Here is a 15,364-nt window from a genome sequence, read left to right as displayed (position 1 = left end):
GGCAGGGCTCCGGCGCGAAGCCTGTCCGTAAGCCGAGTCATCCACCTCTTCGGGGGCCGCAGGGAGGGACATGCGCGGATGCCGGCGCAGGCCGGGCAACTAATTAGCAGGCTCTGATCGCGATCGTTCGGGGAGCATAGGTGTGATGCTCGGCGGCGGTTCAGGCGTGACCGATCCAGCCATGCCAGGTCAGCGCCGTGAAGAATGGACGAACATCGCGAAAGCCGCCGTCACGCAGGATGGCTTCATCCTCCCCTGGGCTCAGCATGTTGACGCTGGCATCGACGGTCGCGCGCATCGTCTTGGCCCTCTCGGGGTCCGTGCCGGACGCAACGGCATAGGCCGCGTACCGATCCAGCCACAGCGACCTCTCGACTGGCTCGTTGGGCAGGCAGCTATGGGCCACCACGAAAGGCGCTCCAGGGTGGAGCCGGTCGTGCACGGCGCGGACTGTCCGCAAACGTTCCGATGCTGCCAGAAAATGCAGCGTCAGCAGGCATGTCGCCGCGTCAAACGGGCCGGCCGGCGCATCGTCGATGGTGCCCTCGATCAGTTCGACCCGGCTCGTCCGCGCGCCGAGCGTGCGTTCGGCGAGTCGCAGCATCTGCGGTGCCGGATCGACGCCGACGAAGGTCCACGATGGTTGCGCTTCCGCCAACGCATTGAGCTCGAGCCCGCCGCCCGCGCCCAGCACGAGCACCCTCGCATGTTCGGGCGCCCGCTCGGCCAGCAGGACCGCCGTCATGCGGTGCAGCCCGTCGAGACCGGGCACGAAGCGACGCGGACCATCCGTGTAGCGCGCGACGAATTCGGGATCGGAAAACGCGCGGATGAACTGCTGGGCGCCGTCGGCAATGTCAGCCGGCATGACAAATGTCTCCTTTGCGAGGTCGCTTCCGTCGTTCGAGGCGGTCGTGGAAATCAGCGCTCAGCACCGCCAGCGTGATGGCGCCGAGACGCGACAGCAGCAAGGTCTCGGCGGCCCGGATGGAGGTGTCGAGCGCCGCATTGACCGCCTGCTCGACGAGGCAGTCGGGAGTCTCGCTCCGATGGCCGATGGCGAACAGCGACGGGCGCCCGAGTGAATCGTAGACGTCGCGCAGGGTGACGGTCGCCAGATCGCAGGCGAGCGTCCAGCCGCCGCCATGGCCTTTCTCGGAGCGCACATAGCCGCTGTCCCGGAGGCCGGCCATGATCCTGCGGATCACGACCGGATTGGTCTGCATCATCGCTGCGAGCGCCTCGGACGTGACCGGACCGTCGTGCTCCGCCATGTGGAGCAGGACGTGCAGGATGCCGGACAACTGGCTGTTGGGTCTCATGTAACTTTTAATATGGCATGATATTCCAGCCGTCAACCGGCCGGCCCAGCCATGAAGGCTTGGGCGACGACGCCGGCGCCTCTGCCCGTCGGGCGATTCGGTCCTGCGTCCCGCGTGCGGCGGGCGGGTCCATGCCTCGCAGCGATGAGAAATGTGCCGCGCGTAAAAACTGAATTTTCCTGCGCGTTCAAGCTGATTTCGGCTGTCCAGTCCCCTTAGCAAAAATATGCCGCTTCTCGTTTTCGGAATTTCGTGATTTATTCCGTTCGTCCCGCCTCATCGACGAGGGGCGCTGCGCGGTCGTCACGAAGCGTGGAGTGCGGGATGCGATGGGCGGGCCGGTTTGCAGCGTGATCATTCGCGCGGACGAACAACATCGGCTCGCACGGTCAAGTCGCGTGGTCCTGGCCTCCCGATGCTGAGGTCAAGTCGGCTGATGATGCCCCGCGCATCTCGCCGGTGATGGGGGCAAGACAGCCCGGTCCCCAGGGAGATCGCGAAGCAGCCGTTAAGACTATCGCGCAGGGAGGGCCGGGTCGTCCGGCTGGACCTGTGGTACCTGCCGCCTGCATTTTTTTCGCAGGCGGGCCACGGGCCTCAGTCGAGGTCCGGCCTTCCCTGCACCCTCGCTTCGGAGGAGGGTGAGATCGATGCATCACTCAGACGCCAAGAGCGCCGCGAGGACAATGACGCGCATCCCCAAATGCAGTTTGAGATTGCTGACCACGACGGCACCACAAACGCGGTGCTCACCCTCCCCTGGAGGGGGAGGGTCGCCTCACGAGGAGCGAAGCGAAACGTGAGGCGGGGTGGGGTGATGTCTCCGCGCGCAAAAGCATGCGTGGAGAGATCACCCCACCCCGCTCGCCCGCTTCGCGTGCGATCGACCCTCCCCCTCCAGGGGAGGGTGGCACCGAGCGCGCGGCTAGCTTGCGCGCGTCCGGCGGCCCTCGGTGTCTCGCAAAAAAGCGGCGCTCGATGGACGGCTTACTACTTGAATCCCGAGAACCGGCTGTCGAACGAGTTCGACTGCAGCACCGGGACGGCGCCGGAGACCAGTGCGGTCTGGGTCTGTGCCGGCGCCGACGCCGTGGTGGTAGGCGCGTCGCTGCTGGCGGGCTTGAACGGCGGCCGCGCGGCAGCCTGCCTGGCCTCGGCCGGCTTGGCCGCGACCGGCTTGGGCGCAGGTTTGATCTCGGCGGGCTTGATCTCCGAGGGCCTGGCCTCCGCGGTCCTGGTCTCGGGCTTCGCCGTCGCAGCCTTGGTGTCGGCCGCCGCATTGCCGCCGATCCCAACCTTGCGGGCGAGGCTCGACATGAAGCTCGGCTTCTCCGGCGCACTGACGGCTGCCACGCGGGTGGAGGGCGCCGCTGCGGGAGCCGGAGTCGCACTGGCCGGCATCGCGGCGACCTCGTCGGCGCCGGGCGCGCGCGGCGGGTTGACATGACCGGGGATCGTGCCTGGCGCCGGCGAGAAGTTGGCGAGCGACAGTCCCGGCGCTTCGCCGGCATCGGACAGGCCGGTGGAGGCGCCCGGCACGCGGCTGGCGAAGATCGGATTCATGCCGCCATCGATGCCGGTGTTGAGCTTCGCGACCGGCGTGCCCTTGGCGACGAGCTTGGCGTATTCCACCTCGTCCGCCTGCTGCTTGTCGCGCACGGCGGCGGTGATCTCGTCGGGAACGACATAGGCCGGGCACTTGGCGGCGGCGTCGAACACCGGATCATGCGTCGCGCCCGGCGGCTTCTGGGCGTCGAAGACGTACTTCTTTTCGCAGAAGTCGACCTTCGGCTCCTGCCGGGTGACTTCGAAATGGTCGTAGCCTTCCTTGATCATGCGCCAGAACGGCATGTTCGGATTGTTGCGGTGCCTGGCCATGTTCACCGGCGTCATCCGGAACGGATAGGCCTGGAACTGGAAGGCCCGCTGGCCGCCGAAGAACGACTCGCGCCCAAGCGCATAGATCTCGGCGATCTGCTCGTCGGTCATGGCGAAGCAGCCGCGCGAGGAGCAGTCGCCATGCACCATCAGCTGCGAGCCGCTGCGGCCCAGCGCCTTGTCGAAGGCGTTCGGATAGCCGGTGTTGAAGGACAGGTAGTAGGCCGACTGCGGATTCATCTGGCTTGGATTGATCGAGTAGAAACCCTCCGGCGCCTGGCGGTCGCCCTCGCGCACCTTGGGTCCGAGGTCGCCGGACCAGCGGCAGATCGGATAGGTCTTGAGCAGCGCGAACTTGCCGGAGCGGTCCTGCTTCCAGACCTCGAGCTCGGCCTCCTGCTTGAACACGCGGACCAGGATCGGCGACTGCAGATCCATGTCCTTCTCGCCCATCGTCGCGACGAGCTTCGGCGACACCGGCTGGTTGGCCTTGGCGTTGGTGGCGAGCGCGACCTGATCGCTGTTGCAACCCGTCAGCAGCGCACCGGCGGCCAACACCGCCGAGGTCATCAGAACCCGGACGAAAGCGCGGTTGATCAAGACAATGCTCCCCGCAAACCCGGCATGCCGCAACACCCCAGTCTCATCTCACCCGATCGGCCCGAAAGCTGGATAAATCACGGGTCGACCCTGCGTCATGCCGTCAAACCATTGATTAAAATTGTAGCCTTTGACCCCACGACCCGCAACCCGCGCTCCGGTGGAGCCGCGAGGCCCTGGCCGCTTTGGTCAACAACTTCTAAACAGCAGAGCCCGCCGGCGGGGCCGAAATGCGGCCAAACGGCTGGAAAGACTCACAAAACCGCGAGCGCCGAGCGCTCGGCTCCCGCCCGCTCAGCCGAGCTTGCGGCCGATCTCGATGAACTTCTGCCGGCGCTGCTTGCGGATGGCGTCGGCGTCGAGGCCCTTCAGCTCGTCAAGCGCCTGGGCGATCGCCTCGCCGGTGGCCGCGATCATCGCCGCGGGATCGCGGTGGGCGCCGCCGACCGGCTCCTTGAGAATGGTGTCGACCACGCCGAAGCGCAGCATGTCCTGGGCGGTGATCTTCATGCTGTTGGCGGCTTCCTGCGCCTTGGTGCCGTCGCGCCAGAGGATCGAGGAGGCGGCTTCCGGCGAGATCACGCTGTAGATCGCATGCTCCAGCATCAGGACGCGGTTGGCGGTGGTCAGCGCGATGGCGCCGCCCGACATGCCCTCGCCGGTGATGATCGCGACGTTGGGAACGCCGAGCGCCAGGCAGGCATCGGTCGAGCGCGCGATGGCCTCGGCCTGGCCGCGCTCCTCGGCGCCGATGCCGGGATAGGCGCCGGCGGAATCCACCAGCGACAGCACGGGGATGCCGAACCGCTCGGCCATTTCCATCAGGCGGACCGCCTTGCGGTAGCCTTCCGGGCGGGCCATGCCGAAATTGTGCTTGAGGCGGGATTCGGTGGTGGCGCCCTTTTCCTGGCCCATGACGCAGATCGGCTCGCCGCGGAAGCGGCCGAAGCCGCCGAGCAAAGCGGCGTCTTCGCCGAACTTGCGGTCGCCGGCGAGCGGGGTGAACTCGGTGATCAGCCCGCCCACGAAGTCCGTGAAGTGCGGCCGCTGCGGATGGCGGGCCACCATGGTCTTCTGCCACGGCGTGAGCGTGGCGTAGAGCTCGGCCAGCGCCTGGCCGGCCTTCTCCTCGATCCGGCTGACCTCCTCGCCGATATCGGTGCCGGAGGCGGCCATCGCCCGGAGTTCGTCGACCTTGGAATCGAGCTCGGCAACAGGCTTTTCGAAATCGAGGTAGCTGCGCATGGGATCCGGCATGGAAGAGCTGAAGGAAGAGCGCTGGGAGACGAAATCGGTTCGGCCTTCGGACCTGAAGCCGAAGGACTTCAGGAGCTTAGGGTACGATCGGTGCCCAGCCTCCCGGCATCGCGCCGGGATCGCGGGCAGGATGGCGCTCTTTCAGGGCAGACGGGCGCGAAGTCAAGCCGGCCGGGCGTCACGCCGGCGGATTTGGTTTCGGGAAGGTGTGAAGCGACGTCAGGTCTCGGCCAGCGGGTGCAGGTCGCGCACCAGGCTCTTGAGCCGTTCCTCGACCACATGGGTGTAGATCTGGGTGGTCGAGATGTCGGTGTGGCCGAGCAGGGTCTGGACGATGCGCAGGTCGGCGCCGTTGTGCAGCAGATGGCTGGCGAAGGCATGGCGCAGCACGTGCGGCGACACCAGCCGGGCTGGCAGGCCGCTCGCCACCGCCAGCTCCTTGAGGTCGCGGGCGAAGTGCTGGCGGGTGAGGTGGCCGCTCTCGCCGAACGAGGGAAACAGCCATTTGCCGAACGTCGCGCTGGCCTTCTTCTCGGGCTTCAGCGCATCCAGGGCGGCGAGATAGTCGGCCATCGCCTGGCGCGAGGCCTGGTTCAGCGGTACCAGCCGCTCCTTGTTGCCCTTGCCGCGCACCACGATCATGCGGGCATCGTTGCGGGCGGCCGTCCGCGGCAGCGCCACCAGCTCGGAGACGCGCAAGCCGGTCGCGTAGAGCACCTCGAGCAGGCAATACAGCCGCAGCGCGCGCAGCCGCTGCGCCGGCGAAGCGTCCGTGCCCTCGCTCAGCTCCTTCGCGCGGGTCAGCATCCGGTCGACATCGCCGATCGACAATACCTTGGGCAGCGGCCGGCCGCGTTTCGGGCCGGACAGGATCGCGGCGGGATCGTCGCTGCGGATGCGCTCGCTCAGCAGGAAGCGAAACAGGTGTCGCATCGCCGACAACCGCCGCGCCACGCTGGAGGACTTGAAGCCCCTGGTGTCGAGATCGGCGAGATAGTCGCGCAATGCCTGGGTGTCGGCCGTGGCGAAGCCGTTGGCCTTGCCGCCGAGAAAGTCGGAGAGATCGGTGAGGTCGCGGCGATAGGCGTCCAGCGTGTTCTGACCGGCGCCCTGCTCGGCGGCCATCATGTCGAGGAACAGGCTCATCAGCCTGGCGTCGGAGGCCTTGACCTTCATGTCGTGAAATCCGCTGCGTCCGAGGCGATCGAATCACTACGAGGTATTCGTGCCGGCACGTCGAGCGGTGACTGCAAATCTGGCCGATATCGCGGCGCCCGGCCGCCTCAGACAATCGTAAAATTCTTAATCAATGCCCTGTGGCTTTTCGGTTCGCCGCAGCGGTGCCGATCATCTCTTCTGGAACCTGTCCGGCGGGATCGTCACCGTCATCTCGCGCGGCTTCGGGTTGACGAAATTCGCCAGCGCGTAGATCGCGCCATAGACCACGCCGACGATGATGGCGATGACGGTCAGGAAGCGGAACAGGCTGGGCATGTCGGTCGCGCAGGCCACCAGAAAGGGAATAGTTTCATCCAACATGTTCGCATCGGCCTTGCAAGCCCGTCGGGCAGACCGGGCAGCTCGCCTTGGCTCGGGGAGCGGAACAGGATGCCTTTGAAAGCAGCAGGGCCTGGGTTAGAAGCGGAGAAATGACCGAACCGACGCAACCAGCATCTGGACCTGTCGCCCAGGAGGCCGCGATTCTCGCAGGCCTCGGCAAGCGGCTGATCGTGCTGGTCGGCATGATGGGGGTCGGCAAGTCGACCGTGGGCCGGCGGCTCGCGGCGCGGCTCCGGCTGCCGTTCGTCGATGCGGATACCGAGATCGAGACCGCAGCCGGCATGACCATACCGGAAATCTTCGAGTCGCGCGGCGAGGACTATTTCCGCAACGGCGAGGCGAGGGTGATCGCCCGCCTGCTCGAAAATGGTCCGGCGGTGCTGGCAACCGGTGGCGGCGCCTTCATGCGCGAGGATACGCGGCGGCGCATCCAGGAGAAGGCGGTCTCGGTGTGGCTGAAGGCCGATGCCGACGTGATCATGCGCCGCGTCCGGCGGCGGGCCGACCGCCCGCTGCTGCAGACGGCTGATCCCGAAGGCACCGTCGCGCGCCTCCTGACCGAGCGTGAGCCGGTCTACCAGCTCGCCGACCTCACGATCTTCTCGCGCGACGTGCCGCACGACCGGGTCGTCGAGGACTGCCTGGAGGCGCTGCAGGCGTTCTTCTCTCCACCGGAGACCGCGGCGAGGCCCACCGGACCACAACCCGATCCAGTTCAATCCGATCCTCCGCAGGCGATGGGCGCGCTCCGATGACGGCACCACTGAAGCATTCCGATCCGATCATCGTCGACGTCGCGCTCGGCGAGCGCGCCTATGACATCGTCATCGGCCGTGGCGTGCTCGCCTCGCTTGGCCAGCGCATCTCGGCGCTGCGGCCGGGTGTCCGGACGGCCATCGTCACCGACCGCACCGTGGCCGCGCACTGGCTGAAGCCGACCGAGGCGATCCTGGCGGAGGCGGGAATCCCGTCGTCCACGATCGTGGTCGAGGAGGGCGAGGGCTCCAAGACCTATGCCGGCCTCGAGAAGGTCAGCGAGGCACTGATCGCCGCCAAGATCGAGCGCAACGACCTCGTCGTCGCGCTCGGCGGCGGCGTGGTCGGCGATCTCGCCGGCTTCGCGGCCGCCATCCTGCGCCGCGGGGTCGACTTCGTGCAGGTCCCGACCTCGCTGCTGGCGCAGGTCGATTCCTCCGTCGGCGGCAAGACCGGCATCAACTCGCCGCAGGGCAAGAACCTGCTCGGCGCCTTCCACCAGCCGGTGCTGGTGATCGCCGACACCGCGGTGCTCGACACGTTGTCGCCGCGCCAGTTCCGCGCCGGCTATGCCGAGGTCGCCAAATACGGCCTGCTCGGCGATGCCAGCTTCTTCGCCTGGCTGGAAGCCAACCACGCCGACGTCGTCAAGGGCGGTGCGGCGCGCGAGCACGCGGTTGCAACCTCCTGCCGCGCCAAGGCGGCGATCGTCGCCCGCGACGAGCGCGAGACCGGTGATCGGGCGCTGCTCAATCTCGGCCACACGTTCGGCCATGCGCTGGAGGCCGTGACCGGCTTCTCCGACCGGCTGTTCCACGGCGAGGGCGTCGCGGTTGGCGCGGTGCTGGCGGCGCAGTTCTCGGCCGAGCTCGGCATGCTGCCGCCCGACGACGTCACACGCATCGAGCGTCACCTTGCCGCGGTCGGTCTGCCGACCCATCTGCAGGACATCGCCGGCTTCGCCCAGGAGGGGATCGGCGACGCCGACCGGCTTTTGGCCTTGATGGCGCAGGACAAGAAGGTCAAGCGGGGCAAGCTCACCTTCATCCTGATGGAAGCCATCGGCCGCGCCGTCATCGCGAAGGACGTCGATCCGGCGCGCGTTCGCGACTTCCTGCAGGCCAAATTGCGCAGCAGAAGCTGATCCTGGGCTTTACGCCGTGTTGAGCAGTGCCAACGGATCATCGGCGGCCTCCCTACAGAGCGACATCGGCGTCATGGACTGGATCACACTCTCCGTCGTCATCATCCTCCTCGCCGCCTCGGCCTTCTTTGCGCTGAGCGAGACCGCGCTGACCGGTGCCTCCCGCGCCTCGATGCTGCGGCTGTCGAAGCAGGGCAATCGCGACGCCGATGTGGTGTCGAGCCTGTTCGACATGCGCGAGCGGTTGATCGGCGCGCTGCTGCTCGGCAACAACATCGCCAATATCGCCGCGTCCGCATTGGCGACCGGCATCTTCACCGCCTGGTTCGGCGAGGTCGGCGTGCTCTATGCGACCGGCGTGATGACCGCGCTGGTCGTGATCTTCGCCGAGGTGCTGCCGAAGACGATCGCGATCAATGCGCCCGATCGCGTCTCGCTCACGGTTGCCAGACCAATGCGGGCCGCCGTGATCGTGCTCGGTCCCGTGCTGGCCGTGATCGAAGCGATCGTGCGTGGGCTGATGCGGCTGATCGGCTTCAAGGTCGGGGCCAATCAGCCGATCCTGTCGCCGACCGAACGCCTGCGCGGCGCCGTCGATCTCCTGCATCATGAAGGCAAGGTCGAGAAGCAGGACCGCGACATGCTCGGCGGCCTGCTCGACTTGCGCGAATTGCAGGTATCCGACGTGATGGTCCATCGCACCGAGATGGTGATGGTGAATGCGGACCTGCCGCAGGAGGAACTGGTGCGCGAGGTGCTCGCCACCGAGTACACCCGCATCCCGCTGTGGCGCGGCACGCCGGAGAACATCATCGGCGTGCTGCATGCGAAGGACCTGCTGCGTGCGATCCGCGCCGCCGAGGGCGATGTGTCGCACATCGACGTCGCCTCGCTGGCGCTGCCGCCCTGGTTCGTGCCGGAGATGCGTTCGGTGTCGGAACAGCTGAAAGCGTTCCGCCGCCGCAAGACGCATTTCGCGCTCGTGGTCGACGAGTATGGCGAGGTCGAAGGCATCGTCACGCTCGAGGACATCCTGGAAGAAATCGTCGGCGACATCTCCGACGAGCAGGACGTGCAGGTCGCCGGCGTGCGCGTGCAGCCGGACGGATCCGTCGTCGTCGATGGATCGGTGCCGATCCGTGATCTCAATCGCGCGATGGATTGGACGCTGCCGGACGAGGAGGCGACCACTGTCGCAGGTCTCGTGATTCACGAGGCGCGCTCGATCCCCGAGCGCGGCCAGAGCTTCACGTTCTACGGCTTCCGCTTTCGCGTGCTGCGCCGGGAGCGCAATCGCATCACCGCGCTGCGCATCGTACCGGTGCCCCGCGGCGAAACCGAGGAGACGCGGCCGCGCCGTGCAGGCACGGCGTTCTAATTGGGGATCAAGCCTCGCCCGGCGCCTTCGCATGCAGCGCGAGCGCGTGCACCGAGCCGGCAAGTTCCGCTGCCAATGCGGCGTTGATCAGGCGGTGGCGATCGACACGGCTCTTGCCGGCGAAGGCCTGCGACACAATATACACGCGGAAATGGGTCTCACCGCTCGGCTGATGGCCCATATGGCCTTCGTGCAGATGTGATTCGTCCTGAACATCGAGGCTTTCCGGCGAGAAAGCTTCGCGCAACTTTTCGATGATAGCATCTCGGGTCCGCATGGTCTCTGGAAATACGCATCAAATTATTTTTCGTCAATCGGCGGTCCCCGCCAGAGGTATTCGCAATGTCAAGACTTGAAGCTTTCGGCGTTGCGTAGTCAAAGTCCGCCATGGCGATCGATTCAAACAAATTCTTCGACTCCATCCGCATCAAGCCCAAGAAGCAGGCTGCGCGGCAGCCGGTGGTGCGCGAGGAGGCCCAGCCCTGTCAGTGGCCGGATTGCAAGAACAAGGGCTCGCACCGCGCGCCCAAGGGACGCGAGAACGTGCGCGAGTATTGGCACTTCTGCCTCGACCACGTGCGCGAGTACAACCAGTCCTATAATTTCTTCTCGGGGATGAACGCCGAGGCGGTCGCGCGCTATCAGAAGGATGCGCTGACCGGGCATCGCCCGACCTGGAAGATGGGTGCCAACACATCGGCCAAGCGCGGCACCGGCAGCGCCGAGGGCGATCTCGGCGATGCCGCCGATCCGTTCAGCGTCTTCGCCGAGATCAACGGCCGCGGCAGCTGGCGTCCGGATCCCCAGTCGGCCCCCAAGGCCGAGACGCGCAAGGTCTTCAACGCCGAGCGCAAGGCGCTGCAGGTGATGGGCCTTGGTCCCGATGCGACGCTCGAAGACGTCAAGGTCAAGTACAAGGCGCTGGTGAAGCAGCACCATCCCGACGCCAATGGCGGCGACCGCTCCACCGAGGATCGCCTGATCGAGATCATCAAGGCCTACAACTACCTGAAGACGGTGGTGAAGGGCTGACGCGCGGCAGCGCGCGAGGCTGCCGCGCGTCGCGCTCGACGGTTCAGGGCTTCGGCCCGATATAGGCCGAGCTGGGCCGGATCAGCCGCCCCGTCCGCTGCTGCTCGCGGGCATGCGCCGTCCAGCCCGCCGCACGCGCCACCGCGAAGATCGGCGTGAACGCCTGGCGCGGAATCTTCAGCGCATCGAGCAGGATGGCGGTGAAGAATTCGACATTGGTGTCGAGCACCCGCTCCGGATTCTTCTGCCGCAGCGCTTGGCGGATGTAAGCCTCTACCTCGCTCGCAAACGGCAGATCGGCCCCGCAGCCCGCCAGCCGCTCGATCGCGCCCTTGAGCACGTCGGCGCGCGGATCGCGCACGCGATAGATCCGATGCCCGAAGCCCATCAGCCGCTCGCCGCGGCCGAGCGCCGCATCGACCCACGGCTTGATGTGGTCGCGCGTCCCGATCGCATTGAGCATCTCCAGCACCGGCTCCGGCGCTCCGCCATGCAGCGGGCCGGTGAGCGCGCAATAGCCGGCGGTCACCGACGCGAACAGGTCGGCCTGGGTCGACGCAACGACCCGCGCGGCGAATGTCGAGGCGTTCATGCCGTGATCGCTGACGGTGACGAGATAGGTGTCCAAGGCCGCCACCTCCCCGCTCTCGGGCCTATCGCCACGCACCATCCGTAACGTATCGGCGGCGTGGCTGGCATCAGGGTCGGGGGCAATCGGCTGCGCTCCCTGGGCGCGCTGGACCAAGGCGCCGGCGATCACCGGGCAGGCGCCGACGATCGTGGCTTCGTCGTCGAGCCCGGGTTCGTGGCGCAGCGCCGCGACCGCGGCGCGGAAGCCGTCGATGATCGACAGGCCGGAGGTCGCGGCGAGCAGCTCGGGCAGCCGGGCAAAGGCACGCTCGCGGGCACGACCAAGGCTGGCGCGGACCTCGGCCTCGCCGACGGTGCGCTTCGTGGCTGCGCTCCATAGCCGGGCCGTCACGCCCTCGAAGCCGTTGGCGGCGGCGAGATCGGCCACACGGGCGCCGGCGATGATGAGCTCTCCCTGCTGGCCGTCGACGTGGCTGAGCACGGTCTCGGCGGCGGCGATGCCGTCGAGGCCGATCGGGGTCTTGCCGAGGTGGATGGTCATGGCGGGTCTCCTTCACGAATGGTCACGCCGGCAAGATCCGCCCAGTCGACAACTTGATCAATCTTGATTAAGCTGATCAATATGAAAAAAGACAGCGGACTTTACCTATCTGCCCGTGAAGCTTCGGCCGAGCTCGCGATCTCGCCGGCCACCCTCTACGCCTATGTCAGCCGCGGCCTGGTCCGCTCCGAGCCGTCGCCGAACTCGCGCAGCAGCCGCTATCGCGCCGAGGACATCCGCGCCCTGAAGGAGCGTCGTGCGCCGGCCCCCGAGCCGCGCGCTTTCCGCAGCTTCGATGCGGATCTCCCCGTGTTCGATTCCGCCGTGTCGACGATCACCGAAGCCGGTCCGATCTATCGCGGCGTCAATTGCGTCGACCTGGCCGCGCGCGACACGCTGGAGCATGCCGCGACACTGTTGTGGGACGTGACCGCGCTCGATCCGTTTGCGCCAGACAACCTTCCGGCCGTGTCGGAGGAGATGAGTCTCATCGCCGATGCCGCGCGGCGCGCGGCGCCGATCGACCGCGCCATCGCGGTGCTGGCGCTGGCGACACATGCTGATCCCGCGGCCTTCAACCGCGCACCCGACGGTCGGGCGCTGGTCGGCGCCCGCATCGTTCGGCTTGTGGTCGCAACCATGCTGAACCAGCCCGCGTCAGCCGATCCGCTCCATGTTCAGGTAGCGCGGAGCTGGGCGCCCGGACACGAACATGCGCCGGACCTGATCCGCCGCACCTTGGTGCTGCTTGCCGATCATGAGCTGAACGCGTCGACCTTCACCGTCCGCTGTGCGGCGTCGACGGGCCTCAGCCTCTACGATGCCGTCATCGCGGGTCTTGCGGCGCTCAAAGGGCCGCAGCACGGCGGTGCCGGCGTGCTGGCTTCGCAACTGGTGAAGGCACTCATCGATCGCGATGTCGCGCCGCTGATCCGCGAGCGGGTGGCGCTGGGCGAGCGCTTCGCCGGGTTCGGGCATGGCGTCTACAAGCGCGGTGATCCGCGCGCGATCTCGCTGCTGGAGGCGCTGACGCGGGCCGGCGCGCCGCGCAAATTCACCCGCGAGGTGCCGGAGCGGATCGCAGAGGCGACCGGCGAGTTCGTTAACACCGACTACGCGCTTGCGGTGCTGGTGCATAGTCTGCGTCTGCCCGCCGGCAGCGAGCTGGCGCTGTTCGCGATGGCCCGCTGCGTCGGCTGGATCGCCCACGCCTGCGAGCAGCTGCAGCATGGCCGCCTGATCCGCCCGCGCGCCCGCTATATCGGACCCGCACCCGGCCGCGGCGCCATGTTGGATTCGCTGTAGCCGTTCTAATCCGCGGCGCCGGCCGCCAGCTGCGTCTCGCGCCGCTTCCGCGTCAATCTGAGGACCAGCCAGACCACGATCGTTCCGGCGATCGCCGCGATGATCCAGGTGGATTTGGCGATATGGCTATGATGCGGAATGCCGCCATAGCGGTGCAACAGCTGCACGGCGAATACTCCGGGCAGGACATGGGCGCAGGCCCACAGCACGATGGCAGGGATGTTCACGGCGTAGAAGCGCGGCGGAGGGATGTCGAGCGCGCCGGCCGTGATCGGCACGACGGCGCGGATCGGCGCGACAAAGCGGGCGAAGAAGATCGCCAGGGTGCCGAAACGGTGGAAGAAGGCCTCGCTCTGCGCCACTAGGCGCGGATAGTTCGAGAACGGCCAACTCGTCAGGATCTCGCGCTGCCTGCGATGGCCGATCCAGAACGCCCCGCCGTCCCCCAGCACCGCGCCCAGGATGGCCGCCGCCAGCACCCATTGCAGGGTCAGCTCGCCGCCCGGAATCAACGCGCTCAGCGCCAGGATGATGGTCGTGCCTGGAACCACCGAGCCCATGATCGGGATCGCCTCCAGCAGGGCGGCCAGAAACAGGGTGAGATAGGCCAGTCCCGCATGCGCTGAGACGAAGGCAATGAGGGGATCGAACAGATGGGCCACGCGGTTCCTGTTGGTGGAGAGGGTGGGCGGGAGCTCCTCGATAAGTAGGAACCCCGGCTCCGGGTGCCACGTCGAGATCCTGGGAAGAGCCGGTGGGCGAAAAGGTGGCACGATTCGCAGGGCAGCCTTTCGAAAACGGCCACTCATGCCTATCTCGATGATATAACGACGGAACTTTGATCAAGGCTTAGGCTTCTGCCCGCGCGTGCTCTCTGCTAGGCTGGCGTCGAAGCCCTTCAACCGCAGCCAAACATGAAATCTGGTTTCGGGAATGCCCGGGACCCCGGAGGATGAATGACGACCGCCGCTACGACCAATGCGCAGGAGATGACCGGTGTGCCCGACATGAAGGTGTCGGTGCGGCAGGTGTTCGGGATCGACAGCGACCTTGAGGTGCCGGCTTTTTCCGCAAGCGACCCGCATGTCCCCGAGGTCGACGCCGACTACCGCTTCGACCGCGCCACGACGCTTGCGATCCTGGCCGGCTTCGCCAAGAATCGCCGTGTGATGGTGACCGGATACCATGGCACCGGCAAGTCGACCCATATCGAGCAGGTCGCGGCGCGACTCAACTGGCCGTGCGTGCGTGTCAACCTCGACAGCCACATCAGCCGTATCGACCTCGTCGGCAAGGACGCGATCGTGGTCAGAGACGGCAAGCAGGTCACCGAGTTTCGGGATGGCATCCTGCCCTGGGCGCTGCAGCACAACGTCGCGCTGGTGTTCGACGAATATGATGCCGGCCGTCCGGACGTGATGTTCGTGATCCAGCGCGTGCTCGAAGTGTCGGGCCGGCTGACCCTGCTCGACCAGAACAAGGTGATCAAGCCGCACCCGGCGTTCCGTCTGTTCGCGACCGCCAACACCATCGGGCTCGGCGACACTTCGGGCCTCTATCACGGCACCCAGCAGATCAACCAGGGCCAGATGGACCGCTGGTCGATCGTCACCACGCTCAACTACCTCGCCCATGACGAGGAGGTCGAGATCGTGCTGGCCAAGGCCAAGCACTATCAGAACGCACAGGGCCGCGACACCGTCAACAAGATGGTGCGGCTCGCCGACCTCACGCGCAACGCCTTCGCCAATGGCGATCTGTCGACGGTGATGAGCCCGCGCACGGTGATCACCTGGGCCGAGAACTCCGAGATCTTCGGCGACATCGGCTTCGCCTTCCGTGTGACGTTCCTCAACAAGTGCGACGAGCTCGAGCGTCCGCTGGTCGCGGAATTCTATCAGCGCTGCTTCAATGCGGAGCTGCCGGAATCCTCCATCAACGTGGCGCTGAGCTGACACACCGGCGTCGTCCTGGCCTCGGGCCGGGACCCATACGCCGCG

Annotated in this window: 15 protein-coding genes; 6 read left to right on the top strand and 9 right to left on the bottom strand. The window is 66.8% G+C overall.

The window, feature by feature from the left end; genetic code table 11:
• Positions 1-160: 160 nt before the first annotated feature.
• The 6 genes from QX121_RS12445 to QX121_RS12420 form a co-directional block, all read right to left on the bottom strand.
• Positions 161-868 carry a class I SAM-dependent methyltransferase gene (locus tag QX121_RS12445; RefSeq protein ID WP_315797290.1) on the bottom strand — a complete coding sequence of 236 codons (708 nt, stop codon included), beginning with the start codon at positions 866-868 and terminating at the stop codon, positions 161-163.
• Positions 858-1,322: an Rrf2 family transcriptional regulator gene (locus QX121_RS12440; protein ID WP_315812062.1), complete on the bottom strand. Its 465-nt coding sequence runs from the start codon at positions 1,320-1,322 to the stop codon at positions 858-860. The genes QX121_RS12445 and QX121_RS12440 overlap by 11 nt, the downstream gene beginning before the upstream one ends.
• A gap of 990 nt (positions 1,323-2,312) precedes the next feature.
• Entirely contained in the window at positions 2,313-3,800 is a 1,488-nt protein-coding gene (locus QX121_RS12435; RefSeq protein WP_315812061.1) for a L,D-transpeptidase family protein, read from the bottom strand.
• A 294-nt stretch (positions 3,801-4,094) separates the two neighbouring features.
• Complete coding sequence (locus QX121_RS12430; RefSeq protein ID WP_315756907.1) at positions 4,095-5,057, bottom strand: acetyl-CoA carboxylase carboxyltransferase subunit alpha; 963 nt, start codon at positions 5,055-5,057, stop codon at positions 4,095-4,097.
• Between the two features lie 219 nt (positions 5,058-5,276).
• Positions 5,277-6,233, bottom strand: coding sequence for a site-specific tyrosine recombinase XerD (xerD, locus tag QX121_RS12425; RefSeq protein WP_315735196.1), 957 nt, complete (start codon positions 6,231-6,233; stop codon positions 5,277-5,279).
• Positions 6,234-6,404: 171 nt separating this feature from the next.
• Positions 6,405-6,551 (bottom strand): histidine kinase, encoded by a 147-nt coding sequence (locus QX121_RS12420; protein ID WP_315735738.1) that lies wholly within the window; start codon positions 6,549-6,551, stop codon positions 6,405-6,407.
• Positions 6,552-6,706: 155 nt separating this feature from the next.
• On the opposite strand from QX121_RS12420, the gene QX121_RS12415 reads away from it, so the two are divergent.
• From QX121_RS12415 to QX121_RS12405, 3 genes are all read left to right on the top strand, one after another.
• A complete protein-coding gene (locus QX121_RS12415) occupies positions 6,707-7,372 on the top strand; it encodes a shikimate kinase (protein ID WP_315735194.1) in 666 nt (221 codons plus the stop codon).
• Positions 7,369-8,517 carry a 3-dehydroquinate synthase gene (aroB, locus tag QX121_RS12410; protein ID WP_315812060.1) on the top strand — a complete coding sequence of 383 codons (1,149 nt, stop codon included), beginning with the start codon at positions 7,369-7,371 and terminating at the stop codon, positions 8,515-8,517. The genes QX121_RS12415 and aroB overlap by 4 nt, the downstream gene beginning before the upstream one ends.
• Positions 8,518-8,590: 73 nt before the next feature.
• The gene (locus QX121_RS12405; protein WP_315735190.1) at positions 8,591-9,895 is read left to right on the top strand and encodes an HlyC/CorC family transporter; all 1,305 of its coding nucleotides are present in this window, start codon (positions 8,591-8,593) and stop codon (positions 9,893-9,895) included.
• A 7-nt stretch (positions 9,896-9,902) separates the two neighbouring features.
• On the opposite strand, the gene QX121_RS12400 is transcribed toward QX121_RS12405, so the two are convergent.
• Entirely contained in the window at positions 9,903-10,172 is a 270-nt protein-coding gene (locus tag QX121_RS12400; RefSeq protein ID WP_315797294.1) for a BolA family protein, read from the bottom strand.
• 110 nt (positions 10,173-10,282) lie between these two features.
• Here QX121_RS12400 and QX121_RS12395 point away from each other — a divergent pair, with 110 nt between their 5' ends.
• Entirely contained in the window at positions 10,283-10,927 is a 645-nt protein-coding gene (locus QX121_RS12395) for a J domain-containing protein (protein ID WP_315756912.1), read from the top strand.
• Positions 10,928-10,970: 43 nt separating this feature from the next.
• On the opposite strand, the gene QX121_RS12390 is transcribed toward QX121_RS12395, so the two are convergent.
• A complete protein-coding gene (locus QX121_RS12390) occupies positions 10,971-12,059 on the bottom strand; it encodes a citrate synthase/methylcitrate synthase (RefSeq protein WP_315783302.1) in 1,089 nt (362 codons plus the stop codon).
• 81 nt (positions 12,060-12,140) lie between these two features.
• Between QX121_RS12390 and QX121_RS12385 the strand changes: the two genes are divergently transcribed.
• Positions 12,141-13,364 carry a citrate synthase family protein gene (locus QX121_RS12385; protein ID WP_315812059.1) on the top strand — a complete coding sequence of 408 codons (1,224 nt, stop codon included), beginning with the start codon at positions 12,141-12,143 and terminating at the stop codon, positions 13,362-13,364.
• 5 nt (positions 13,365-13,369) lie between these two features.
• Here QX121_RS12385 and QX121_RS12380 read toward each other — a convergent pair whose 3' ends face one another.
• Positions 13,370-14,026 (bottom strand): DedA family protein, encoded by a 657-nt coding sequence (locus QX121_RS12380; RefSeq protein ID WP_315783300.1) that lies wholly within the window; start codon positions 14,024-14,026, stop codon positions 13,370-13,372.
• Positions 14,027-14,320: 294 nt separating this feature from the next.
• Here QX121_RS12380 and cobS point away from each other — a divergent pair, with 294 nt between their 5' ends.
• Positions 14,321-15,319 carry a cobaltochelatase subunit CobS gene (gene cobS / locus QX121_RS12375; protein WP_315735178.1) on the top strand — a complete coding sequence of 333 codons (999 nt, stop codon included), beginning with the start codon at positions 14,321-14,323 and terminating at the stop codon, positions 15,317-15,319.
• The last annotated feature ends 45 nt before the right edge of the window (positions 15,320-15,364 follow it).

Origin of the sequence: Bradyrhizobium sp. SZCCHNR2028 (genome assembly GCF_032380995.1) — a bacterium.
Taxonomy (GTDB): Bacteria; Pseudomonadota; Alphaproteobacteria; order Rhizobiales; family Xanthobacteraceae; genus Bradyrhizobium.
The sequence above is the reverse complement of the archived record's forward strand: the minus strand, read 5'-3'. Positions and strand labels throughout refer to the sequence as shown.

Coding starts and splice junctions, on each gene's coding strand:
- QX121_RS12395 (WP_315756912.1), top strand. CDS start 10,283: ATGGCGATCGATTCAAACAAATTCTTCGACTCCATCCGCATCAAGCCC.
- QX121_RS12430 (WP_315756907.1), bottom strand. CDS start 5,057: ATGCCGGATCCCATGCGCAGCTACCTCGATTTCGAAAAGCCTGTTGCC.
- QX121_RS12440 (WP_315812062.1), bottom strand. CDS start 1,322: ATGAGACCCAACAGCCAGTTGTCCGGCATCCTGCACGTCCTGCTCCAC.
- QX121_RS12405 (WP_315735190.1), top strand. CDS start 8,591: ATGGACTGGATCACACTCTCCGTCGTCATCATCCTCCTCGCCGCCTCG.
- xerD (WP_315735196.1), bottom strand. CDS start 6,233: ATGAAGGTCAAGGCCTCCGACGCCAGGCTGATGAGCCTGTTCCTCGAC.
- QX121_RS12415 (WP_315735194.1), top strand. CDS start 6,707: ATGACCGAACCGACGCAACCAGCATCTGGACCTGTCGCCCAGGAGGCC.
- QX121_RS12420 (WP_315735738.1), bottom strand. CDS start 6,551: ATGCCCAGCCTGTTCCGCTTCCTGACCGTCATCGCCATCATCGTCGGC.
- aroB (WP_315812060.1), top strand. CDS start 7,369: ATGACGGCACCACTGAAGCATTCCGATCCGATCATCGTCGACGTCGCG.
- QX121_RS12445 (WP_315797290.1), bottom strand. CDS start 868: ATGCCGGCTGACATTGCCGACGGCGCCCAGCAGTTCATCCGCGCGTTT.
- QX121_RS12390 (WP_315783302.1), bottom strand. CDS start 12,059: ATGACCATCCACCTCGGCAAGACCCCGATCGGCCTCGACGGCATCGCC.
- cobS (WP_315735178.1), top strand. CDS start 14,321: ATGACGACCGCCGCTACGACCAATGCGCAGGAGATGACCGGTGTGCCC.
- QX121_RS12385 (WP_315812059.1), top strand. CDS start 12,141: ATGAAAAAAGACAGCGGACTTTACCTATCTGCCCGTGAAGCTTCGGCC.
- QX121_RS12400 (WP_315797294.1), bottom strand. CDS start 10,172: ATGCGGACCCGAGATGCTATCATCGAAAAGTTGCGCGAAGCTTTCTCG.